The organism is Bradyrhizobium sp. USDA 3240 (assembly GCF_054063295.1).
Window position 1 is genome coordinate 4,299,700 of record NZ_JBSSGD010000002.1, and the last position, 22,150, is coordinate 4,321,849.

25 protein-coding genes, 1 tRNA gene and 1 pseudogene are annotated in these 22,150 nt (G+C 63.8%); 14 read left to right on the forward strand and 13 right to left on the reverse strand.

Annotation, left to right across the window (positions count from 1 at the left end; genetic code table 11):
- Window positions 1-24 precede the first annotated feature (24 nt).
- Window positions 25-654 carry a (d)CMP kinase gene (gene cmk / locus ACVIGA_RS20955; RefSeq protein ID WP_456667821.1) on the reverse strand — a complete coding sequence of 210 codons (630 nt, stop codon included), beginning with the start codon at window positions 652-654 and terminating at the stop codon, window positions 25-27.
- Window positions 651-1,988, reverse strand: coding sequence for a 3-phosphoshikimate 1-carboxyvinyltransferase (gene aroA, locus ACVIGA_RS20960; protein WP_456667822.1), 1,338 nt, complete (start codon window positions 1,986-1,988; stop codon window positions 651-653). The genes cmk and aroA overlap by 4 nt, the downstream gene beginning before the upstream one ends.
- Window positions 1,989-2,134: 146 nt before the next feature.
- Between aroA and ACVIGA_RS20965 the strand changes: the two genes are divergently transcribed.
- The 3 genes from ACVIGA_RS20965 (at window position 2,135) to ACVIGA_RS20975 (ending at window position 3,112) form a co-directional block, all read left to right on the forward strand.
- Window positions 2,135-2,545, forward strand: a complete 411-nt coding sequence (locus tag ACVIGA_RS20965) for a TIGR02300 family protein (protein ID WP_092126373.1) — start codon at window positions 2,135-2,137, stop codon at window positions 2,543-2,545.
- Window positions 2,546-2,640: 95 nt separating this feature from the next.
- Window positions 2,641-2,716, forward strand: a tRNA-Ala gene (locus tag ACVIGA_RS20970).
- 156 nt (window positions 2,717-2,872) lie between these two features.
- On the forward strand, window positions 2,873-3,112 hold the full coding sequence (locus tag ACVIGA_RS20975; protein WP_050426575.1) for a GIY-YIG nuclease family protein: 240 nt from the start codon (window positions 2,873-2,875) through the stop codon (window positions 3,110-3,112).
- A gap of 299 nt (window positions 3,113-3,411) precedes the next feature.
- Here the strand turns inward: ACVIGA_RS20975 and ACVIGA_RS20980 are convergent, their stop codons facing one another.
- A complete protein-coding gene (locus ACVIGA_RS20980) occupies window positions 3,412-3,873 on the reverse strand; it encodes a MarR family winged helix-turn-helix transcriptional regulator (RefSeq protein ID WP_456670850.1) in 462 nt (153 codons plus the stop codon).
- Window positions 3,874-4,061: 188 nt separating this feature from the next.
- Here ACVIGA_RS20980 and ACVIGA_RS20985 point away from each other — a divergent pair, with 188 nt between their 5' ends.
- Together ACVIGA_RS20985 and ACVIGA_RS20990 are read left to right on the forward strand one after the other, a co-directional pair.
- The gene (locus tag ACVIGA_RS20985; RefSeq protein ID WP_076863571.1) at window positions 4,062-4,487 is read left to right on the forward strand and encodes an organic hydroperoxide resistance protein; all 426 of its coding nucleotides are present in this window, start codon (window positions 4,062-4,064) and stop codon (window positions 4,485-4,487) included.
- A gap of 221 nt (window positions 4,488-4,708) precedes the next feature.
- Complete coding sequence (locus tag ACVIGA_RS20990) at window positions 4,709-5,914, forward strand: CaiB/BaiF CoA transferase family protein (RefSeq protein ID WP_223971519.1); 1,206 nt, start codon at window positions 4,709-4,711, stop codon at window positions 5,912-5,914.
- Window positions 5,915-5,960: 46 nt separating this feature from the next.
- Here ACVIGA_RS20990 and ACVIGA_RS20995 read toward each other — a convergent pair whose 3' ends face one another.
- On the reverse strand, window positions 5,961-6,395 hold the full coding sequence (locus ACVIGA_RS20995) for a hypothetical protein (protein ID WP_456667823.1): 435 nt from the start codon (window positions 6,393-6,395) through the stop codon (window positions 5,961-5,963).
- Window positions 6,392-7,282: a tripartite tricarboxylate transporter substrate-binding protein gene (locus tag ACVIGA_RS21000; RefSeq protein ID WP_456667824.1), complete on the reverse strand. Its 891-nt coding sequence runs from the start codon at window positions 7,280-7,282 to the stop codon at window positions 6,392-6,394. The genes ACVIGA_RS20995 and ACVIGA_RS21000 overlap by 4 nt, the downstream gene beginning before the upstream one ends.
- Before the next feature lie 230 nt (window positions 7,283-7,512).
- Here ACVIGA_RS21000 and ACVIGA_RS21005 point away from each other — a divergent pair, with 230 nt between their 5' ends.
- The 8 genes and pseudogenes from ACVIGA_RS21005 to ACVIGA_RS21040 all read left to right on the forward strand — a co-directional run bounded on the left by ACVIGA_RS21005 (window position 7,513) and on the right by ACVIGA_RS21040 (window position 13,987).
- Window positions 7,513-8,478, forward strand: a complete 966-nt coding sequence (locus tag ACVIGA_RS21005) for a LysR family transcriptional regulator (protein ID WP_456667825.1) — start codon at window positions 7,513-7,515, stop codon at window positions 8,476-8,478.
- 300 nt (window positions 8,479-8,778) lie between these two features.
- Window positions 8,779-10,096, forward strand: a pseudogene (gene ugpB / locus ACVIGA_RS21010) (sn-glycerol-3-phosphate ABC transporter substrate-binding protein UgpB).
- A 61-nt stretch (window positions 10,097-10,157) separates the two neighbouring features.
- Window positions 10,158-11,039, forward strand: coding sequence for a sn-glycerol-3-phosphate ABC transporter permease UgpA (ugpA, locus tag ACVIGA_RS21015; RefSeq protein WP_375777761.1), 882 nt, complete (start codon window positions 10,158-10,160; stop codon window positions 11,037-11,039).
- Complete coding sequence (gene ugpE / locus ACVIGA_RS21020; protein ID WP_223971514.1) at window positions 11,039-11,887, forward strand: sn-glycerol-3-phosphate ABC transporter permease UgpE; 849 nt, start codon at window positions 11,039-11,041, stop codon at window positions 11,885-11,887. Before ugpA ends, ugpE begins: the two co-directional genes overlap by 1 nt.
- On the forward strand, window positions 11,887-12,969 hold the full coding sequence (locus ACVIGA_RS21025; protein WP_456667826.1) for a sn-glycerol-3-phosphate import ATP-binding protein UgpC: 1,083 nt from the start codon (window positions 11,887-11,889) through the stop codon (window positions 12,967-12,969). The genes ugpE and ACVIGA_RS21025 overlap by 1 nt, the downstream gene beginning before the upstream one ends.
- 62 nt (window positions 12,970-13,031) lie before the next feature.
- Window positions 13,032-13,169 carry a hypothetical protein gene (locus ACVIGA_RS21030; RefSeq protein ID WP_456667827.1) on the forward strand — a complete coding sequence of 46 codons (138 nt, stop codon included), beginning with the start codon at window positions 13,032-13,034 and terminating at the stop codon, window positions 13,167-13,169.
- 75 nt (window positions 13,170-13,244) lie between these two features.
- Window positions 13,245-13,670 carry an Hsp20 family protein gene (locus ACVIGA_RS21035; RefSeq protein WP_092120814.1) on the forward strand — a complete coding sequence of 142 codons (426 nt, stop codon included), beginning with the start codon at window positions 13,245-13,247 and terminating at the stop codon, window positions 13,668-13,670.
- Window positions 13,671-13,720: 50 nt separating this feature from the next.
- Window positions 13,721-13,987, forward strand: a complete 267-nt coding sequence (locus tag ACVIGA_RS21040) for a BQ00720 family protein (RefSeq protein ID WP_092120817.1) — start codon at window positions 13,721-13,723, stop codon at window positions 13,985-13,987.
- Window positions 13,988-14,105: 118 nt separating this feature from the next.
- Here the strand turns inward: ACVIGA_RS21040 and ACVIGA_RS21045 are convergent, their stop codons facing one another.
- Entirely contained in the window at window positions 14,106-15,437 is a 1,332-nt protein-coding gene (locus ACVIGA_RS21045) for an MFS transporter (protein WP_456667828.1), read from the reverse strand.
- Window positions 15,438-15,774: 337 nt separating this feature from the next.
- Window positions 15,775-16,122, reverse strand: coding sequence for a DUF6665 family protein (locus ACVIGA_RS21050; protein ID WP_456667829.1), 348 nt, complete (start codon window positions 16,120-16,122; stop codon window positions 15,775-15,777).
- Between the two features lie 263 nt (window positions 16,123-16,385).
- On the opposite strand from ACVIGA_RS21050, the gene ACVIGA_RS21055 reads away from it, so the two are divergent.
- Window positions 16,386-16,943, forward strand: a complete 558-nt coding sequence (locus ACVIGA_RS21055; protein ID WP_456667830.1) for a cytochrome P460 family protein — start codon at window positions 16,386-16,388, stop codon at window positions 16,941-16,943.
- Window positions 16,944-16,992: 49 nt separating this feature from the next.
- On the opposite strand, the gene ACVIGA_RS21060 is transcribed toward ACVIGA_RS21055, so the two are convergent.
- The 6 genes from ACVIGA_RS21060 to ACVIGA_RS21085 all read right to left on the reverse strand — a co-directional run bounded on the left by ACVIGA_RS21060 (window position 16,993) and on the right by ACVIGA_RS21085 (window position 21,851).
- Window positions 16,993-17,193 carry a hypothetical protein gene (locus ACVIGA_RS21060; protein ID WP_456667831.1) on the reverse strand — a complete coding sequence of 67 codons (201 nt, stop codon included), beginning with the start codon at window positions 17,191-17,193 and terminating at the stop codon, window positions 16,993-16,995.
- Between the two features lie 12 nt (window positions 17,194-17,205).
- On the reverse strand, window positions 17,206-17,511 hold the full coding sequence (locus ACVIGA_RS21065) for a hypothetical protein (protein WP_456667832.1): 306 nt from the start codon (window positions 17,509-17,511) through the stop codon (window positions 17,206-17,208).
- Window positions 17,512-17,532: 21 nt separating this feature from the next.
- The gene (locus ACVIGA_RS21070; protein ID WP_456667833.1) at window positions 17,533-17,850 is read right to left on the reverse strand and encodes a hypothetical protein; all 318 of its coding nucleotides are present in this window, start codon (window positions 17,848-17,850) and stop codon (window positions 17,533-17,535) included.
- Between the two features lie 348 nt (window positions 17,851-18,198).
- Window positions 18,199-19,737 carry an acyl-CoA synthetase gene (locus ACVIGA_RS21075; protein ID WP_456667834.1) on the reverse strand — a complete coding sequence of 513 codons (1,539 nt, stop codon included), beginning with the start codon at window positions 19,735-19,737 and terminating at the stop codon, window positions 18,199-18,201.
- 143 nt (window positions 19,738-19,880) lie between these two features.
- Window positions 19,881-21,011 (reverse strand): DUF5938 domain-containing protein, encoded by a 1,131-nt coding sequence (locus ACVIGA_RS21080; protein ID WP_223971501.1) that lies wholly within the window; start codon window positions 21,009-21,011, stop codon window positions 19,881-19,883.
- Between the two features lie 36 nt (window positions 21,012-21,047).
- Window positions 21,048-21,851 carry an SDR family NAD(P)-dependent oxidoreductase gene (locus ACVIGA_RS21085; RefSeq protein WP_456667835.1) on the reverse strand — a complete coding sequence of 268 codons (804 nt, stop codon included), beginning with the start codon at window positions 21,849-21,851 and terminating at the stop codon, window positions 21,048-21,050.
- Window positions 21,852-22,150 lie beyond the last annotated feature (299 nt).

Sequence of the window (22,150 nt, forward strand, 5' to 3'; positions counted from 1 at the left end):
TTTTCTTGTCCGGAGTCTGACCGGTCAACGCCGGGCGCGCGCCGCCTCGACAATGGCGATGGCGGCGCGGACGCCGGCCTCGATGTCGAGATTGGAATTATCCAGCGTGTGGGCGTCCGCCGCCGGCCGCAGGGGCGCAATCGCGCGGTTCTTGTCCCGATCGTCACGCTTGAGGATGTCGGCCAGCACCGCCTCCTCGTCGGCATCCTCGCCGCGGGCGCGGGCCTCCAGGGTGCGCCGCCGCGCCCGCACGCGGGGATCGGCGACCACGAAGATCTTCACGTCGGCGTCCGGGCAGATCACGGTGCCGATATCGCGGCCATCCAGCACCGCACCGGGCGGATCGCCGGCGAACTGGCGCTGGAAGCTGACCAGCGCCTCGCGCACCCTCGGAAAGGCCGAGACGACGGATGCGCCCTCGCCGACCTTCTGGGTCTTCAGGATCGGATTGCCGAATTTCTCGGGATCGAGCTCGAGCGCGACGGCCACCGCCAGCGCCTCGTCGTTGAGGTCGGCGCCCTGCGCCATCATCGCGTAGGCCACCGCGCGGTAGATCACGCCGGTGTCGAGATGGCGGTAGCCGTAGTGGTGGGCGAGCCGCTTGCCGAGCGTGCCTTTGCCGGAGGCGGCGGGTCCGTCGATGGCGATGATCATGCGAAGTCAGCTCCGAGCGCGCGCATCATCGGAATGAAATCCGGGAAACTGGTGGCGATGAAGGCGGTGTCATCGATCTTCACCGGCCGATCCGAAGCACAGCCCATCACCAGCGCCGACATCGCGATGCGATGATCCATGTGGGTGGCAACAAGGCCGCCGCCTGGAACGTGGCCGCGGCCCTCGACGATCAGGTCATCGCCGGAAACCTCGACCTTGACGCCGTTGACGCGCAGCATGTCGGCGGTGGCTTCGAGACGGTCGGACTCCTTGACGCGCAGCTCCTGCAGGCCGCGCATGATCGTGGTGCCCTCGGCAAACGCCGCCGCAACCGCCAGCACCAGATATTCGTCGATCATCGACGGCGCACGCTCCGGCGGCACCTCGACGCCCTTCAACTTCGAGGCGCGCACGCGCAATTGCGCCATCGGCTCGCCGGCATCGCCGCGCAGATCGCTCTCCTCGATCGAGGCGCCCATTTCACGCAACGTGGTGAACAGGCCGGTGCGCAGCGGATTGGTCATCACGTCGGAGAACACGACGTCGGATCCTTCGACGATCAGCGCCGCCACGATCGGGAACGAGGCCGAGGACGGATCGGCGGGCACCACGACCTCGGCGCCGTGCAGCTCGGGCTCGCCGTTCAGCGAGATCCTGCGGCCGTGGCTGCCTTCCTTCTCCGTCGAGATCTCGGCGCCGAAATGCTTCAACATCAGCTCGGTGTGGTCGCGGCTCGCCTCCTGCTCGATGACCGTGGTGATGCCGGGCGCGGACAGGCCCGCCAGCAGCACCGCGGACTTGATCTGGGCCGAGGCGACCGGGGTCTTGTAGACGATCGGCACCGGATAGCGGGCGCCATGCAGAGTGAGTGGCAGCCGGCCGCCCTCCCTGATGTCGCTGGTCCGGGCCCCCATCAGCTCCAAGGGATCGAGAATCCGGCGCATCGGCCGCGTACGCAGCGAGGCGTCGCCGTCGAAAATGGCCGCGATCGGGCAGCCGGCCACCGCGCCCATCACCAGCCGGCAGCCGGTGCCGGAATTGCCGAAATCGAGCGGGGCTGCGGGCTGGGCGAAGCCGCCGACCCCGACGCCCGAGACCGACCAGGCAAACGGCGCCGTCCGCTCCACCTTTGCGCCCAGCGCGCGCATGGATTTGGCGGTATTGAGGACGTCCTCGCCCTCCAGAAGGCCGGAAATGCGGGTTTCGCCGACCGAAAGCGCCCCGAGGATCAGGGCACGGTGGGAAATCGATTTGTCGCCGGGAACGCGGACCTTGCCGGCCAGGGGGCCGCAAACGCGCGATTCCAGCGGGGTCGGGGTGTCGGAATGGGCCAAGATTGTGTCCTCTCGCGCCGCGGCAGGTATCACATAGGCAACACCGCGTCACGCGCCCGTCACTTGCGCGCAAACCGCTATTGACAGCGGCTCCTCAACTAGCCAAGTGAAGCACCGTTTTTCAGCAAAATTCTGGGATGACCACGTTGGCTAAGTCCGAGCTCGGAACCAAGCGCATTTGCCCGACCACGGGCAAGAAGTTCTACGACCTCAACAAGAATCCGGTGATTTCGCCCTACACCGGTGAGGTCGTGCCGATCGCGCCTGTCGCCCCGCCGCGGGGCGGCCGTGGCGCCACCGTCAGTTCGCCTGCGACCGCCGCCGAGATGCCCGAGGCGGCCGAGACCGAAGAATTGGTCTCGCTCGAGGAGGCCGATGCCGAGGAGAACACCGGCAAGGTCAAGGCCGTGGTTCCCGAATCCGAGGACGATATCGAGGTCGATGAGACCATCGACGACGATGACGATGACGATTCGACCTTCATCGCCGACGAGGAAGAGGGCGATGAGGACGTGACCGATATTATTGGTGACGTCGGCGGCGACGAAGAGACTTGAGATCGGCGCCGATCTATGATCAACGGTGCTGCCGCGCGAGTCATCTAGGCCGCGCGGGCCGGGATTGATCCCCCAGGATCATCCCAACTGGATAAGGGGCCATAGCTCAGCTGGGAGAGCGCTTGCATGGCATGCAAGAGGTCGGCGGTTCGATCCCGCCTGGCTCCACCACGCTTCGCCCTTCGGGCTACGCGTGGCGCAGCCACGGGTTGCCTGAAGGGCGAAGCGTGGTGTCCGGCGTAGCCCGAAGGGCGAAGACGGACGGGTCAACACACCCCTTTATCGATATCACGAACGGTTCGGTACTCCGGCCAACTGTGGATGCGCATGTGGTACGTCTACATCATCCGCAGCATCGACTTCCCTGATCAGGAATACGTTGGCGCCACCGAGGATCTGAAACGACGGATTCCCGAGCACAATGCCGGCAAGTCCGCGCACACTTCAAAATTCAAGCCGTGGCAGCTCGTCTGGTACTGCGCGTTTCCCGACAAGTACAAAGCGCTGGCGTTCGAGAAATACCTCAAGTCCCACAGTGGCCGCGCCTTCGCCAAGAAGCGCCTCTAGCAACCTCCGCCCCACATCTTTGATCCAGAACAAAGCTCGAGCGTCCATTGGTTGCTATCTTGTCCGACGCCAACGGACGCCAAGCCATGCGCGATTCCAGCTGGACGGAATTCTTGCGGTGCCCGAGGTGCCAACGCACGGGCCATGCCCGGCTTTCGGAAATCGCTCCCTTTAGAAATCGGATCGATCGGGTCCCGGAGGGCTTTGAGATTCGTCACGACGAGCGCGGCAGCGATTTCCAGTGCGCGACTTGTCGCGTGCCGGTGCTGCCCTAACGGGCGCGGCTCGTTGCACGCCGCCTACTCCCCCAGCACCGCATTGAGCCGGTCGCGTAACGCGACGATCTCGTTCTTCATCGTCATCAACTCGCCAACCGTGCAGTCCGAGGCTGCGAGGATCGACTGAGGAACGGCTTTGGCCTTTTCGCGCAGCGCGTGGCCCTGCGGCGTCAGCGCGATCAGCACGACCCGCTCGTCTTCGGTGCTGCGGGTCCGCTTGATCAGCTCCGCCGCCTCCAGCCGCTTCAAGAGCGGCGTCAGCGTGCCGGAATCCAGGAACAGCCGCTCGCCGAGGTCCTTCACCGGCACGTCGTCGCGCTCCCACAGCGCCAGCATCACGAGATACTGGGGGTAGGTCAGCCCGAGCCGGTCGAGCAGCGGTTTGTAGACGCGGTTGAAGGCGTGCGCGGTCGAATAGACCGCAAAGCAGATCTGGTTATCGAGCCGCAGCGCCTGATCCGGCGCCGTCTGTTTCCTGACCATGATTCCCATCGAATCCATCTCGTTTCCGGGTCATTCTGGCCTCTCGGGACCACAGATTCAATTGCGAACAATTAAATGTGAGGCCGCATAAATTATATTGCGCACAATCTAACTGCGTGCAATACATCTGACGTCGAATTCAAGCCTAAGTCGAAACTACCCAAGTGCAAAACCCAAGGGAGACCACGATGTCTGTGAACGTGCTCTACAAGACCAGCGCCAAGGCAACCGGCGGCCGCGACGGCCATGCGGCAACGCTCGACGGCGCACTCGACGTCAAGCTCACGACCCCGAAGGAGCTCGGTGGCGGCGGTGGCGCCGGCAACAATCCGGAGCAGCTGTTCGCAGCCGGCTATGCCGCCTGCTTCATCGGCGCCATGAAGTTCGTGGCCTCCCAGGGCGGCCCCAAGGTTCCGGCCGACGCCTCGGTGACCTCGACGGTCGGCATCGGCCCGCGCTCGGAAGGCGGCTTCGGCCTTGCCGTTGACCTCGCCGTCTCGCTGCCCGGCCTGTCCCGCGCCGACGCCGAAGCGCTGGTCGAGAAGGCCCACCATGTGTGCCCGTATTCCAACGCGACCCGCGGCAATGTCGACGTCAAGCTGAGCGTCGTCTAATTCACCGACGCCAATAGTCCGCCACGTCCCGCGTGGCGGACTATTGCATTTCAGGAGCGCATTGCATTGCGGATGCCAGTTCGCTCTTTTCAGTTCGCTTGGCGAACGCACGCGCCGCCTGCTGCATGGGCCTGCGCCGACGGAAGCATTGCTGCCTCGCCTGAAGACCGTTAGCTCTGGGACCCTCGTTATCCGATCCCAACTGAGCGAAGGTTGTTTCCATGAATACCCCAGCGGCTACGGGCGCGATGACCGGACTGCGCGTGATCGATCTGACGCGCGTGCTCGGCGGCCCGTATTGCACCCAGATCCTTGCCGACCACGGCGCCGACGTGATCAAGGTCGAGCCGCCTGCCGGCGACGAGGTGCGCGATTGGGGCCCTCCCTTCCATGAGGAGGACGCGGCCTATTTCGTCGGCATCAACCGCAACAAGCGCTCGATCGGCCTCGACCTCGCCTCCGAGGGCGGCCGCGCGGTGCTGATGAAGATGCTCGAGACCGCCGACGTGCTGATCGAGAACTTCAAGCCGGGCACGCTCGACAAATGGGGCATCGGCAACGACGTGCTGCGCGCGAAATTTCCGCGCCTCGTGCATTGCCGGATCTCCGGCTTCGGCGCCGACGGCCCGCGCGGCGGCAATCCCGGCTATGACGCGATCATCCAGGCGATGACCGGCATGATCGCGGCGACCGGCTCGCCGGAGAGCGGCCCGATGCGCATCGGCGTGCCGCTGGTCGACATCACGACCGGGCTCTATGCGGCGATCGGCATTCTGATGGCGCTGTCGGAGCGGCAGCGCTCCGGGCTCGGCCAGTTCATCGAAACCACGCTGTATGAAACCGGGCTTGCGATCATGCATCCGCACACCGCGAACTATTTCATGCATGGCAAGCCACCATCGCTCACCGGCAACGAGCATCCGAACCTCGTGCCTTATGCGATCTTCCCGACCAAGACCGACAACATCTTCATCGGCGTCGGCAATGACGGCACCTTCCGCAAGCTCGCCAAGGAGATCGGCAAGCCCGAGCTCGGCACCGATCCGCGCTTTGCCCGCAACAAGGACCGCATCGCCAACCGCGATGCGCTGCGCGCCGAGCTTGCCGCTGTGTTCAGCCAGCACGAGGCCGAGCCGCTGTGCAACCGGCTGCTCGCCGCGGGCCTGCCGGCCGGCCCGGTGCAGAAGATCGACCAGGCGCTGACCAACCCGCACACCATCCATCGCGGCGATGTCATCGAGAAGGATTGGTACAAGGGCGTCGCCTCGCCGATCCGGCTCGAACGCACCAAGCCGAGCCTGCGCCGCACGCCGCCGAAGTTCAGCCAGCACGCTGCGGAAGTGCTCGGCGAGTTCGGCTACTCCAAGGACGAGATCAACGGCCTGGTCGACAAAGGCGTGGTCTGCGGTCCCCAGCGCAAGCGCTGAGGCCATTACGGCAAACTTGCCGGTCGCGTGGGAATTCGGGCACGGTCTAGTCGGCCGGGATCATGACCGAGCGGCGAAACGTTCCGAGGCCGCGCGAAAGATGGCCTTTGCCGCGCACGTCCTCGTAAAGAATGATCTCGCCGATCCCGATGGTTCGTGTTTCGCCGTCGCTGGCGATGACTTCGTGCGGGGCATCAAGGTTGATGACGTATTGACGTCGCGTCGCCTGGTGCCAGTCGAAATACCAGTCTCCCGGGGTGGTTCGGAATATGATTCCGGTCGCCGGGAACGTCCTCGATGTAGTCCCGTCGGGACCTGTTTCACTCAGCTCGATCTCGATGTCGCGGAAATGTGTTTCGCCATCCTCGTCGGCATAGAGATTGTGGATTCGCATGAACGGCTCCCGAGTTAGTCTGGCGACCGGCGCGACAGGCCGGTTCCCTGTGCATGCGACCCGGCGCGGGTTGGCGACGAATGTCACTCGCCTCGAATGTCGGCGCCTTTAATGATCGGCCACCATTTCGCGATCTCGTCACGCTGGTAGGCGGCGAGCGCCTGCGCGCTCTGCTGCTCGGCCCGCGGAATTTGCTGACCAATCTGCCCGAGCCGCCGCGAGATCGACGGATCGGAAAGAACATGCCTGACGGCAACATTGAGCTGTTCGATAGTCTCGGCCGGCGTACCGCGCGGGGCCCAGATCGCGTGCCAGTTGGTGAAGTAGAAGCCGTGCAGGCCCGCCTCATCGACCGTTGGAATCTCGGGTGCGGACGGAAGGCGGCTGGCGGACGTCACGGCAAGAGCCTTGACGCCGCCCGCGCTGATCTGCGGTAGCGCGTTCGCCGCCAGATCGAAGAGGATATCGATGTGACCGGCGACGAGATCAAGCATGGCCGGACCGAGACCGCGGTAGGGCACGAATCTGAAGCGCGTCGCGGTGAGCGCCTGGAAGTTCACCGCGCTGACGTGCGACGTGCTGCCGATCCCTGCGGTGCCAGCGGTCGCCTTGTCGGGGTTGGCCTTCAGCCAGTCGATCAATTGCGCCAGATCGCCGACCGGCAGCCCTTTCCTGACCGTGATAATCTGAGCGTCGAAGGCAACCAGCGAGATCGGCTCGAAGTCCTTCACGACATCGAACTTCAGCGGATACGCTGCGCCGTTGAACACATGCGTTGCAATGGTGCCGAGGATCAACATATGCCCGTCAGCGTCCGCACGCGCGACCCTGGCGCTTCCGATGCTGCCCGTTGCGCCGGGCGCGTTCTCCACAATCACGGTCTGTCGGAGTTGCGTTTGGAGCCCTTCCGCTAGGATGCGGCCGATCGTGTCGGTCGGACCTCCGGCGGGAAACGGCACGACCAGCGTGATCACGCGACTCGGTGAGAGCTGCGCGTGGGCCGAGATCGGGTGCTGCGAGGATCGACGCTCCCGCGAGCACCGCCGCGATTGCCGGGCGAACCAGCATGAGTCTTCTCCCATGATCGTCGGTTAGCACCGCAGCTGCGGCCTATTCGTCGAGCTTGCGGTCTCTTGTTGCAAGTAGCTCGGTCACGGCATAAGGAGAACTCCCTATATGGTTATCATCTCATAGGCGATTTCATATGGCAAAGCGGATCGATTGGGAGAGCCAGATCGGTCGGCGGTTGCGCTTGCGCGACTTGCATGTGTTCGCAACCGTTGCCCGCATGGGAAGCATGGGCAAGGCCGCGCTTGAGCTTGGCGTGTCCCAGCCGGCAGTATCCGAGGCGATCGCCGACCTTGAGCACGTGCTGCGGGCGCGCCTGTTTGACCGGACGCCTCAAGGCGTGGCGGCGACGCCCCACGGCGTTTCGCTGCAGCGGCGCGTGCTGGTGGTCTTCGACGAATTGAAACAGGGCATCAAGGACATCGAGTTTCTCTCGGATCCGACCGTCGGCGAGGTCCGGATCGGGTGTCCGGAATCCGTCTCCGCCGCGCTGCTCCAGCCGATCTGCGAGATCTTCTGTCAGCGTTACCCGCGCGTCGTTCTCGACGTGGATACGGTGAACACACTGTCGTTCGCGCAGAAGCTTCGAGATCGAAGTCTTGACGTGGTGCTCGCGCGCGGCGGATGGCCGCTCGAGGACGCGCATCTCGTGACGGATTTCAATGTCGAGACTTTGTACGAGGATGAACTCGTTATTGTGGCGGCGCGCCAAAGTCCCTGGGCGCGACGGCGCAAGATAGATATTGCGGAGCTGCGCGACGAAGACTGGATTTTGACGGGCAGAGACCGCTGGAACTACCAGGTTATCACCGAGGCCTTTCGCCGCAGGGGCACCGAACCACCCCACATCAGTATGAATACGATTTCCGTTCACCTGCGCGCCAGCATGGTCGCAACCGGGCGGTATGTGGCGACTTTCCCGCGATCGGTTCTTGACAGCTATGCGGACCGCTTCGGCCTGAAAATACTCCCGGTGGACCTGCCGGGCGCGAACTGGCCGGTGAAGATCGCCACCTTGCGGCACCGGTCGATGAGCGCTGTCGTGGAGCGATTCATCATGTGCGCGCGAGAGACCGCAAAGGGCTGGGTCCGGATCAGTTGAGGTGGAGTCCACTCCAGGTCCACGGAGACAGTTGCGCTGTTCTCGTGGAATGTCGGGTTTTGGGTTGAAGGCAATCTGGTCTGCATCAAACCCAGGCGGCACTAGACTTCGTTTTGCAGCCCGCTTTGCGCGGTGGCTCGCGGCTGCAGCACAATGGACGTGCTCTTCACCTTTTTTACCGCTTCCCTTTGCTTCGGCTTCCCCCGTACCATGGCTTTCGTTTATACGGTCATTTGAACGTCATCCGGCGCTGTTAACGCGCGCAACGAAAGATGACGTTCCAACCGGGAGGGGCTTTTGATGATCTTCAGACGACTCGGCGCTGCTGCGGCAGCCGCTGCCACGCTTGTATTCGCGTCGCCTGCGTTTGCGGTGACCGAGATTCAGTGGTGGCACGCGATGACCGGCGCCAACAACGACGTCATCGTCAAGCTGGCCAACGACTTCAACGCCTCGCAGTCCGACTACAAGGTGATCCCGACCTACAAGGGCGGCTACGCCGACACCATGAACGCCGGCATCGCCGCATTCCGCGCCGGCAACGCGCCGCACATCATGCAGGTGTTCGAGGTCGGCACCGCGACCATGATGGCCGCCACCGGCGCCGTCAAACCGGTCTACAAGCTAATGGCCGACGCCGGCGAGAAGTTCGATCCGAGCGTCTATCTGCCCGCGATCACCGGCTATTACTCGACCTCGAAGGGCGAGATGCTGTCGTTCCCCTTCAACTCGTCGTCGACCGTGATGTGGGTCAATCTCGACGCGCTGAAGAAGGCCAACATCGCGGAGATCCCGAAGACCTGGCCGCAAGTGTTCGAGGACGCCAAGAAGCTGAAGGCGGGCCGGCTACACCACCTGCGGCTTCTCCGGCTCGTGGGTCACCTGGGTCAATCTCGAGCAGCTCTCGGCCTGGCACAACGTGCCGCTCGCCAGCAAGGCCAACGGCCTCGACGGCTTCGACACCGTGCTCGAATTCAACGGTCCGTTGCAGGTCAAGCATCTCGAGAACCTGGTCGAGTTGCAGAAGGACAAGACCTACGACTACGCCGGCCGCACCAACACCGGTGAAGGCCGCTTCACCGCGGGCGAGTGTCCGATCTACCTGACCTCGTCGGCCTTCTTCGGCAACGTCAAGGCGCAGGCCAAGTTCAACTTCACCGCTGCGCCGATGCCGTATTATCCCGACGTCAAGGGCGCGCCGCAGAACTCGATCATCGGCGGCGCCTCGCTCTGGGTGATGGGCGGCAAGTCGGCTGAAGAATACAAGGGCGTGGCCAAGTTCCTGACCTTCCTCTCGGACACCGATCGCCAAATCTGGATCCACAAGGCCTCGGGCTATCTGCCGATCACCAAGGCCGCCTACGCCAAGGCCAAGGAAGAGGGCTTCTACAAGGACCAGCCCTATCTCGAGACGCCGCTGCTCGAGCTCACCAACAAGGAGCCGACCGAGAATTCCCGCGGTCTGCGCCTCGGCAACATGGTGCAGCTGCGCGACATGTGGTCGGAGGAGATCGAGCAGGCGCTGGCCGGCAAGAAGACCGCCAAGCAGGCGCTGGACTCGGCCGTCGAGCGCGGCAACCAGATGCTGCGGCAGTTTGAAAAGACCGCCGTCCACTGACATGATGTCTTGAGACCTCAACCGGCAGGCCGCAAACGCGGCCTGCCATTTTGCCGAGATCATGCAAAAGCAATCGATTTTCCAATCAAAGCTGTTGCCTTACGCGCTGGTTGCCCCGCAACTCGCAATCGTTCTGATCTTTTTCTACTGGCCGGCCGCGCAGGCGGTGATCCAATCCTTCCTGCTGCAGGACGCCTTCGGCCTTTCGACCACCTTCGTGTGGTTCGAGAACTATCTCGAATTGTTCAAGGACCCGGCCTATTTCGCGGCGATCGTCCGAACCTTCGCGTTCTCGCTTGCGATCGCGGTGTCCTCGCTGTCGTTCGCGCTGCTGCTCGCGGTGATGGCCGACAAGCCGCTGCGCGGCTCGATGCTCTACCGTACGCTGCTGATCTGGCCGTATGCCGTCGCCCCGCCGGTGGTCGGCGTGCTCTGGGTGTTCATGCTGCACCCCTCGCTCGGTGTGCTGTCGCGCTATCTGCGCGCCATGGGCGTCGACTGGAATCCGCTGCTCGACGGCGACCAGGCGGCGGCCCTGATCATCCTCGCCGCGGCCTGGAAGCAGATCTCCTACAATTTCCTGTTCTTCCTCGCCGGGCTGCAGAGCATCCCGAAGAGCGTGATCGAAGCCGCCGCGATCGACGGCGCCCGCCCGATGCGGCGGTTCTGGACCGTGATCTTCCCGCTGCTGTCGCCGACCATCTTCTTCCTGCTGGTCATCAACATCGTCTACGCCTTCTTCGACACCTTCGGCATCATCGACACGATGACCCGCGGCGGCCCCGGCAAGGCAACCGAGACGCTGGTCTACAAGGTCTATACCGATGGCCTGCTCGGCGGCAATCTCGGCTCTTCGGCGGCACAGTCGGTCATCCTGATGGTCATCGTCATCGTGCTGACCGGCATCCAGTTCCGCTTCGTCGAACGCAAGGTAACCTACTGATGGTCGAGGAGGAGGGCTTCCAGCGCTATCTGGCTCACGCCATCCTGTGGATCGGGATCGCGATCGTCGCTTTCCCGGTCTATCTGGCGATCGTCGCCTCGACCCAGGACAACGCCGTGATCGCCAACGGCCAGATGTCGCTGTTGCCCGGCGGCCATTTCTTCGAGACCTACTACCAGACGCTGTTTGTCGGCACGAGCGGCTCGACCCGCGAGCCGGTGCTCAACATGATGCTGAACTCGCTGATCATGGCGTTGTTGATCGCGGTCGGCAAAATCGCGATCTCGATCATCTCGGCCTATGCGATCGTCTATTTCCGCTTTCCGTTCCGGATGGCGATCTTCTGGATCATCTTCATCACCTTGATGCTGCCGGTCGAGGTGCGCATCTATCCGACCTACAAGATCGTCGCCGATCTGCATCTGCTCGACAGCTATGCCGGCCTGTCGCTGCCGCTGATCGCCTCCGCCACCGCGACGCTGCTGTTCCGGCAGTTCTTCATGACCGTGCCGGATGAATTGCTGGAGGCCTCGCGGATCGACGGCGCGGGCCCGTTCCGCTTCTTCTGGGATACGCTGCTGCCGCTGTCGCGGACCAACATGGCCGCGCTGTTCGTGATTCTGTTCATTCTCGGCTGGAATCAGTATCTCTGGCCGCTTCTGATCACCACGCGCGACGACATGCAGACCATCCAGGTCGGCATCCGCAAGATGATCACCACGACCGACGCGCTGACCGAATGGCCTGTGGTGATGGCGACCGCGCTGCTCGCGATGCTGCCACCGGTGTTCGTCGTCGTCGTGATGCAGAAACTGTTCGTGCGCGGATTGGTGGAGACGGAAAAGTAATGGCTAACGTCACGCTGCGCAGCGTCCGCAAGACCTATCCCGGCGGCTTCGAGGCCATCAAGGGCGTCGATGTCGACGTCGGCGACGGCCAGTTCTGCGTGCTGGTCGGGCCAAGCGGCTGCGGCAAGTCCACGCTGCTGCGCATGGTCGCTGGGCTCGAGACCATCACCGGCGGTGAGATCGACATCGGCGGCCGCATCGTCAACCAGATCGAGCCCGCCGATCGCGACATCGCGATGGTGTTCCAGAACTATGCGCTCTATCCGCATATGAGCGTCTACAACAACATGGCCTACGGCCTGCGCAACCGCGGCATGGCCGAAGCCGAGATCAAGACCCGCGTCGAGGAAGCCGCGCGCGTCCTCGAGCTGTCGCCGATGCTGGAGCGCAAGCCGCGGCAGCTTTCCGGCGGCCAGCGCCAGCGCGTCGCGATGGGCCGTGCCATCGTGCGGCAGCCGAAAGTCTTCCTGTTCGACGAGCCGCTGTCGAACCTCGACGCCAAGCTACGCATCGCGATGCGGGTCGAGATTCGCAAGCTGCAGCGCCGGCTCAACACCACCTCGATCTACGTCACCCACGACCAGCTCGAGGCGATGACGCTCGCGGACATCCTCGTGGTCATGAATGGCGGCCAGGTCGAGCAGATCGGCAATCCGCTGGATATCTATCAGAAGCCGGCGACCACCTTCGTCGCCTCCTTCATCGGCGCCCCGCCGATGAACCTGATGCCGCTGCGTTCGGACGAGCTGACCTCCCAGATCGCGGGCCCCGATGGCGCCGGCATTGTCGGCATCCGGCCGGAGGATTTCGTGATCACCGGCGAGACCGCCTCGGGCGGTGTCGCGCTCGGCCTGACGGTCGAGGCGATCGAGCATGTCGGCGCCGAGACCTTCGTCTACGGCAGCCGCCAGCGCGAGGAACGGGCGATCGCCGCCAATCCGGGCGAGCTGCCGCCGGGCGAAGTGATCGTCCGGGTTCCCGGCGCCACGGGGCCTGCGATCGGCGAGCAGATCCGGGCGGTCGCGCCGCGCGACAAACTGCATCTTTTTACCGCTGACGGCCGCAAGCGCGTCGGCCCGTAGCCGATCAGGAACGATTGGGGGCCATCCTGGCGCGTTTTGGAGCGAAGTGGACACCGGTTCGCGTGAAGAAAACGCGCCCAAAACAAATAGTAGAGCATATCGGTCCTGATTTGATCAGAACCGATATGCGCCAGGCGGCATTTACGCTGGTTTCAGAGGCGCTTGAACGCTATCCAGATCACTCCCATATTGGCTTATGACCGACGGGCAAGCGGCCCGCCGGTTGCATGGGGTGCCGCAAGGGCCCCTCAAAGTCGCTTCGAGAGGACTTTGTAATGTCTCGTGTTCCATCGTTGTCCAGTCCGTTCCTTCTGGGATTCGACGAGATCGAGCGTGCGCTCGACCGCGTCGTGAAGGGCGCTGACGGCTATCCTCCGTACAATATCGAGCGGTGCGACCGTACCAACGGGCAGCCCGAGCGGTTGCGCATCACGTTGGCGGTGGCGGGCTTCACCCGCGACCAACTCGATGTAACTATTGAGGAAAATCAGCTCGTCATCCGCGGCCGCCAGCAGGACGACAAGGCTCGGCAATACATCCATCGCGGCATCGCCGCGCGCCACTTCCAGCGCACCTTCGTGCTGGCGGAGGGGATGCAGGTGCTGGGCGCGGATCTGAAGAACGGGCTGTTGTCGATCGACCTGGCTAGGCCGGAGCCTGAACGGGTCGTTAAGACAATCGCTATCAATGAGCACGAATAATAGAAACAACGAGCGGACTCGACCGCTTATCTGACTGAGGAGTCGAGACCATGAGTGAAGCCAATATCATCTACCAGTCCGAGAGCGTCACGCCGGAAGCGCTGGCCCATCTAGGCGAGGGCCATATCGCCTATGTGAAGCAGGTCCGTTCCGAGGACGTGCCGGATCTCTTTCCGCAGGCGCCGAAGATCGCGCCGGGCCTCAAGCTGTTCGCACTGCATGCCGCCGACGGCACGCCGATCATGCTGACCGACAGCCGCGAAGCCGCGATCGCGAACGCCTGGAGCAACGAGCTGCAGGCCGTCAGCGTTCACTAACGCAAATCTACTGAAGGACGGCTAATTCAGCATCCGCGAGTTCAATGCGCGGGCTCGCCTCGATACCGATCGAGGCGGCCCGCGCATTTTTTATGACGACGCCGCCTGGATCAATCGATCAGGGCCTGTCGTGCTCCTCCGAAATGTCCTTGTTGGTGTAGTCGGGCATCATCGCGGTCGCGACAATGCTGACCACCGCGCAGAACAGAATGTAGAGCGCGATCACGTAGCCGGAGCCGGTGGCGGCCAGCAGCGCGGTGGCGATCAACGGTGCCGGTCCGCCCGATATGACCGAGGAGAGCTGGTAGCCGATCGAGCAGCCGCTGTAGCGCAGCCGCGGCGTGAAGCATTCGGCGATCAGCGCCGCCTGCGGACCATACATCAGGTCATGCGGCACGAATGACAGCACGATGGCGATGAAGATCAGCGCCGGCGCCGCGGTGTTCAGCAGGCCGAAATAGGCGAAGCCGAACAGCCCGGTCAGGACCGCGCCGATCAGATATATCCGCTTGCGCCCGATGCGATCCGACAGGTGTCCGGCCAGCGGGATGGTGACGAGCGAGACGACACCGGCACAGATCAGGCAGATCAACAGGAAGTCGCGGTCCTGATGGATGACCTGGGTGCCGTAGGCGAACACGAAGGCGAGATAGATGTAGGCCGGCGCCTGTTCGGTCATCCGCGCCAGCGCCGCGAGGATGATCGATCGCGGCTGGCGCTTGATCACCTCGAGGACCGGGACCCGCGCGACGCGATTCTCGGCCACGATCCGCCGGAACGTCGGCGTCTCCATGATGCCGAGCCGGATGTAGAGCCCGATCGCGATCATCACGAGGCTGAGCAGGAACGGAATGCGCCAGCCCCAGACCAGGAACTGGTCGCCGGAGATTCGGCTGAACACCAGCACCGCGATATTTGCCAGCAGCAACCCGGCGGGACCGCCGAGCTGCGGCCACGAGGTGATGAAGCCGCGGTGCTGATTGGTTCGCGCCCACTCCATCGAGAGCAGCACCGAACCACCCCACTCGCCTCCGACGCCGATACCCTGGATGAAGCGGATGACGGTCAGGATGACGGCGCCCCAGATGCCGATCTGGTCATAGGTGGGGACGAGGCCGACCGCCGCGGTGGCGATGCCGGTCAACAGCAGCGTGGCGATCAGCGTCGCCTTGCGGCCGATGCGATCGCCGAAGTGGCCGAAGATCGCGGCACCGATCGGCCGCGCGATGAAGCCCACCGTGTAGATGGCGAAGGCCTCCAGCACGCCAACCAGAGGATCGGACTTGGGAAAGAACAGCTTGCCGAAGACCAGGCCGGTCACCGTGCTGTAGAGCAGAAAGTCGTACCATTCGATGGTGGTGCCTACCGTGCTGGCAATCAATGCGCGACGCAATTGCGCATGATGCTCGGCTTCCGGGAGCGGGGCGACCGCAATGTCCAATGTCGTCATCGTACGTCTCCCTGGCCCGACATGTTCGGGCCATCTGGAATGCGTTTCATCCACCGTCCACGGCAGTGGAAGGCGGTATCGATGCCCGGTTATTTGTTTGGTTGGGGCAGGGCCGCAAATGCGCGGGGCGTGCCCATGCAGGCCTTAAGGAAGCCGGTCCTGGATTGCGCGCGGCCTAACCGATCGCCATCGCGGGAGTACGACATCCCTCATGACACGGTCTTGCACGACGAAATCTAGTCCTTCGGTCCGCCCGGTAAATTCGACCTTGGTCTGTGGGAATGCTCGTCGAACATGCTCGTCGACCACTGCTGCAGCGCGGTGGCGGTCCGCGCCTTTATGGCGATGCGGTCGATGTGGCGAGCATCGGGCCCATGCAGTGCTGTACCTCGCCAGGCACATTGTAGGTGCGCATGATCGCGCGGCTGTCGCGCATGCCGCAAGCTTCTCGCTGCACCACGAACATCCAGAGCGCATGGCCGGCTTCCCGCACCAGAATGCGTCGTGCCTGTTGCGCGGACGCCGGTGCTTCGGCGCGCGGATGGGCGGCATCGAACTCGCGCAATCTAGCGAGAGCCTGCTCAAGCGCGCGGCCCATGCGTCCGAGCGCGGAGGCCTTCTCCTCGGCGAGCTCGTAAGCGAGAACGTCGACGGGAGTGCGATGGAAGCGAAAGTCGAGGGACATCGGTTATCCCCTACGGGCGCATGCACGACGATGACCCTTGACTCTTCTGGCGCGATGGGACGGTTGTCAATAGGCGCTCACGCCGGTGTTTCGGGCCGCCGACCATGGCAGCGGCCCCATTTCACTCCGCGCCATTCCATGCTGTAATTCGTTCCCGTGACCAACGGTCCGCGCAGTCCTGAGCCTCGGAGAAGGCAACGCGATAAAGAGGAATTTCCAGCAAGAGATTATCCGCCGCCAAATCGATTGAGGGAGATGCGACCATGCAGAAGAGCTCGCTGATCAATCTCGTTGCTTCGGTGTCGATTTCGGTCCTCGCGACCGGCGTCGCGATTTCCGCACAGGACAAATACAGTCTGCAAGTGCCTGGTGGGCTCGCGTTCTCCGAGTTCAGGGGATACGAGGACTGGTCGGTGATCGCGATCAGCGAGAACGAAGGCGTCATCGCCGTGATCCTGGGCGATCCCGCGATGATCGGCGCCTACCGCGAGGGCGTGCCCGGCAATGGCAAGCCGTTCCCGGACGGCGCCAGGATGGCGAAGATCCATTGGATTCCGAAAAAGCAGGAAGCGTATCCCGGTCAGCCAACGGTGCCGGGCGTACAACACGATGTCGACTTCATGCTGAAGGACAGCAAGCGGTTTGCGGATAGCGGCGGATGGGGATACGGCGCGTTCGAGTATGACGCGGCCTCGGATGTATTCAAGCCCGCCACCACGGCGGACAATCCGCCACAGGAGAACGACGCGAAGTGCGGGTATGCGTGCCACACCGTGGTACAGAATCGCGATTACGTGTTCACCGAATACGGCAAGAGGTGAACGTCGATCGCGCGAGCTGGGCTCCGTTAGCCGCGTGCGGCTTCCGGTTTCAGTCCCTTGCTGAAACGGAGTTCTCGGCGCTGATTGCCCGGTCGAGGGCTTCGACCAACGCCTGAACCTCGACGAACTTGCTGCGGGCCCGCTCCGCCTTGTCACGATCGAACGGAGCGGCCAGCACTTTCGCATGCGCGTCCCTCTCCTCGATCATGCGATCGCGGGCTTTCTTCAGCGTTTCGAGTCGCTCGCTCATCCGGGTTCTCCTTTAGCCGAACACCGCTGGAAGATCGCCTTTCCGGAAGAAGACCATCGGCTCATCATCATAGTCACCCATTTCGGGATCGCCGGTGGACGAGAATGCAACAACTGCGAGCTTGCTCAGCGCCAGGCGCTCTGCCGTTCGCAGTGCGCCATTTGCCGTCTTGCAGACGATCGGAGGGTCCGGCTTGAGATGCCCGCCCTTGCCGGCGTTGAACGCCTGCACGACGTAGGTTGTTTCGCTTGCCATCAAGGCTCCTTCCGCCGGACGCGGTGACGCCAAGGACGACGCGGTGCGCTCGTCGCCAGCCACGCGCGTATCTCGTCGCAAATCTCAACAACCGCGACAGATGTTCTTCAGCTTCGCCGCAACGCGGGCATCTTCCGCGATCAACGGGTCCTTGTATTCGGATCGCGGCGCGTTGCTATCGATGGCCGGAGGCTGCTTGACCGTCGGAGGGAACGCTGCATCATAGCAGGCGAGACGACCGACCGTGCCTTCGATCTTGTGGCAGGCCGGTTCGGCGGCGAACGCGCCTTGTGCAAACAGGCCGGCCGCAACCGCGGCGAATAGCAGCGTTTTCATACAAGAGCCTTTCCGGGCGATCATCACACTGAGCATTTCATGATTTTGGTTGTGCGCCGGCTGCACGCTTGCGTGTTGCCAGGCACATCAAGCGCTGGGCTGGCGTGGCCAAACGCCGGCGCTGCCGAATTCATCGTTGTGTCGCCCTATCCATGCAGGAGGGCGGCAGCGGCCACCAGGAGCAGAAGAAACAGGGGAACGATCACCGGCGGCACGATCCAATCGGCCAGACGAAATCCAGACACGTATGCTCCTCATCTGTTGGCGGGAGCCCTACGTTACCCTCAGTCACCGGTGGATGCCGTGGATAGGCGGTGATGACGCGACTCTACGCTCAAGGCCGGCGAATAGCGAGCGTTTAAAACCCGGTGCGGCAACAGCGTCAGGTCGACAGCATCGACATCAAGCGCTGCCCTAGCTGCTCGAACGCTCCGCCAGACGCGCGCGGATGTCCGGCTTGAGCACCTTGCCGACCTTGGAACGCGGAAGGTCGTCCCAGACCTCGATCTGCTTCGGCGTCTTGATGCTGCCGATCTGCTGCTTGACGAACGCGGCCAGCGCCGTCGCGTCGACGGATTGGCCGGCGCGCGGCTGCACCACCGCGACGATCCGCTCGCCCCATTTGTCGTCGGGCAGCCCGATGACGGCACAATCCTGCACCGCCTCGTGGGCACGCAACGCGTTCTCGACTTCGATCGAATAGACGTTGAAGCCGCCGGTGATGATCATGTCCTTGGCGCGGTCGACGATGTAGAGGTAGCCGTCGCCGTCGATGTAGCCGATATCGCCGGTGTGGTGCCAGCCATGCGCCGAGGCTTCGCGCGTGGCCTCCGGGTTCTTGTAGTAACCTTCCATGACAAGCGAACCACGCACCACGATCTCGCCGCGCGATCCGGCGGGCAACAGCTTGCCGTCGCCATCCATGATCCCGGCCTGCACCAGCGGACCGATCCGCCCAGCGGAGGCAAGGCGGTCGATCGCAATCGTACCGTCTGCATTGTAGTGATCGGCAGGCGCCATCATCGAGATCATCATCGGCGCCTCGGTCTGGCCGAACAGCTGCGCCATCGGCCCGATCCGCTTCAGGGCCTCGGCGAGCCGCGTCGCCGAGATCGGCGCTGCGCCGTACCAGAAGCATTGCAGCGAGGAGAGATCGGCTGCATCGAGCCCGGGATGGTCGAGCAGCATGTAGATCACGGTCGGCGGCAGGAAGGTGTGCGTGACGCGATAACGTTCGATCAGCGTGAGGAACTCGCCGATGTCAGGGTGGTGCATGATCACGACGCGGCCGCCGAGCGCCATGATCGGAAAACAAAGCACGCCGGCGGCATGGGTCAGCGGCGCCAGCGCCAAATAGATCGGACGACCCTTGAACGGATAACCCATCAGGGTCAGCGCGGTCATCGCCTCGATGTTGCGCCCGGAGAGCATCACGCCCTTGGGCTTGCCGGTGGTCCCGCCGGTGCCCGGGATCATCGCGAGATCGTCGATCGTGTCGCGCTGATAGACATCATCGGCGAGACCGCCGAGCCAGCGCTCGAACGACGGCGCGAACGGCAGCTCAGTATCGAGGCAGACCAGCGCGCGCAGCTTGGGCAGATCCTGCCGCACGGCTTCGACCATCGGCGCGAAGCTCGAATGAAACAGCAGCAGGCTGCAATCGAACTGGTCGAGGATGAACTTGTTCTCGGTCGCCTCGTTGCGCGGGTTGATCGGGCACCACACCGCGGCCGCGCGCGAGATGCCGAACACGCAAGCGAAGGCGAGTGGATCGTTGCCGGACAGGATCGCGACCTTCTCGCCGGGCGCGACGCCCGACCGCTCGAGCCCGCGCGCGACCCGGTAGCTCAGCCGCTGGACCTCGCCATAGCTGAGGTCGCGACCGTCCATCGTGAGGCACGGCGCGTCGGCGCCGAGCGAGGCACCCTTGTCGAGATAATCGATGAAGCGCATGGCAAGTCTCGCGCGAGGGGCGGGTGACGCGCGACTGCGTCACCCGCGGAGGCGGCGTTTTCGAGCAAATCGGATACCGGTCCGATTGACGAAAACGCTTCAGGGAGCGGCGTGTTGAGCCCCGATCCGACCGGGGCTCAAGCTTAATCGTGCACGGTCAGGACCGGCTTGCCGACCAGGCCGAAGCTGCGCAATTGCCCGAGCAGCTCGTGATGCCCGAACGCCTGGCAGCCGGAGGCGAAGCCGACGCGCTTGGGCGGCTGCTGCAGCAAATACGCCGCGGCAAAGGCCTGCATCAGGCCGGTCTGCTTGTAGTTGCTGTTGCCGTAGATGACGCAGTGCGCGCGCCCCAGCGGGCCGGAGGCGTACACCGAATCCATCGACTTGTTGACGCGCGGGTTCTCGCGCGGCGGCATGGTGTTCATCACGCCAGCCGCGGTCTGCGCCAGCGCGGCGTAGCGCTCGTCGGGCTTCATGTCCTTGGTCGCCTCCAGCGCGGCGGCGACGATCTGCGGCACGCCCAGCATCAGCGCGCGGTTGAACACGCCGCCCAGCACCTTCACGTTGGCCACGCGCGGATCGCGCTTGAACCACACCGGGTGCGAGGTACCGCCCCAAGGCAGCGCCAGCGCCAGCTCGTGCTGGCCGGGGATGGCGAGGTTGTAGAGGCCGGCATCGGGCTGATGCTCGACGTATTTGTTCTGCTCGAGGTAGTAGGCCTTGGCCATCGCGGCGTTGACCAGGATGGTCTGCGTCGAGGCGATGGTCGGGCTGCCGCCCCAGAACACGGCGATATCAAGCGTGTCGAGGCCGGGCGTTTCCAGGCACAGCTGCGCGGCGATCTCGCCGGTGGTGTACATCTGCGCGATGCCCGGCGCGAGCAGCAGGCCGGCATTGGCGAACTTGGTGCCGAACTCCTGTTCGAGCGTGATCAGCCAGTCCTGTTCGCCTGTCGTGTCGGTGTAGTGGCACTTGGCAGCCAGACAGGCCTGCACCACCTCGGTGCCGAACTTGGCGAACGGACCCACGGTGTTGAGCACCACCGAGGCGCCTTTGAACAATTCGGTCAGCGCGGCCGCGGTGTGCGGGACCGTCACCACCTCGTAGTCGGCGGTCTCGATGCCGGCCACGTTCGACTTCATCGCAGCGTTGAGCTTCTCGCCGCTGCGGCCGGCGGCGATGAAGGGGATGTTGTACTCGCGCAGATATTCGCAGACCAGCCGGCCGGTGTAGCCGGACGCGCCATAGACGATGACGGGTTTCTTCTCGCTCATTGCGATCCTCCGAAATGCTTGTTGTCGGCTTTGTTGCTACATGCCCATGCCGCCATCGACCGGCAGACCGATACCGGTGATGAAGCGGGCCTCGTTCGAGCACAGGAACACCGCGGCGTCGGCGATGTCGGAGACCTCGGCGAGCTTGCCGAGCGGCGTCTGCTCCACCACCGAGCCGACGGCGGCATTGACGTCGGGCGCGAGACCGATCTTCACGATGTCATTGGCGAGCTGGAGGCCCATGTCGGTCGGGATCAGGCCGGGATAGATGCAGTTGACCCGCACCCCATAGCCGAGCTTGCCGGCTTCCATCGCGCCAACCCGCGTCATGCGATCGACCGCGGATTTGGTGCCGGAATAGACCGCGATGCTCGGAAAGGCGATCGTCGCCGCGACCGAGGCGATGTTGACGACCGCGCCGCCCTTGCCGGCGGCTCCGCCCGGCCGCATCGCGCGGAAGGCGTGCTTCATGCCGAGCACGGTGCCGACGATGTTGACCTCGCACATGCGGCGCGCATCCTCGGCCTTGATGTCGGCGACCAGCGAGGTGATCTCGATTCCGGCATTGTTGATCAGGATGTCGTAGCCGCCCAACGTTTCGACCGTCGCCGCGGCGGCCCGCTCCCATTGCGCGTCGTCGGTGACGTCGAGCTTGATGAAGCCGGTTTTCACCCCGGCCTTGGCGATCTCGGCGGCGCTGGCCTTGCCGGCATCGTCGAGGATGTCGCCGATCATTACCGCGGCACCGGATCGCGCCAGCGCCTGCGCGATGGCTGCGCCAATTCCCCGGGCGCCGCCGGTGACCAGGGCTTTCCTGCCTTCAAGGCTCTTCGCACTCATGACGTAGTCCTCCCTTTGCTTGATGATTTTGATCGGTGCCGCGGCCGGCGGCAGCGTGGGCCGTCGGTCTACAGATTCTCAGCGCATTGGTGGCGGCAGGCGTCGGCGGGGGCGCAGCGTTGGCGCGCCCGGCGGTGCATTTTCCTCCTGATGTCGTTAGGTCAGCCGTCTTGACGGTTGTCCAAATTATTGTGCCAACCCTCGTCCAGGAACTTGACACTTGTCAAGCCTGAATTTGACAAGTGTCAAAGAGGATGATTGTGAAGAGGTGGAGTGCGCCGCGGTTCGCGCGGTATAAG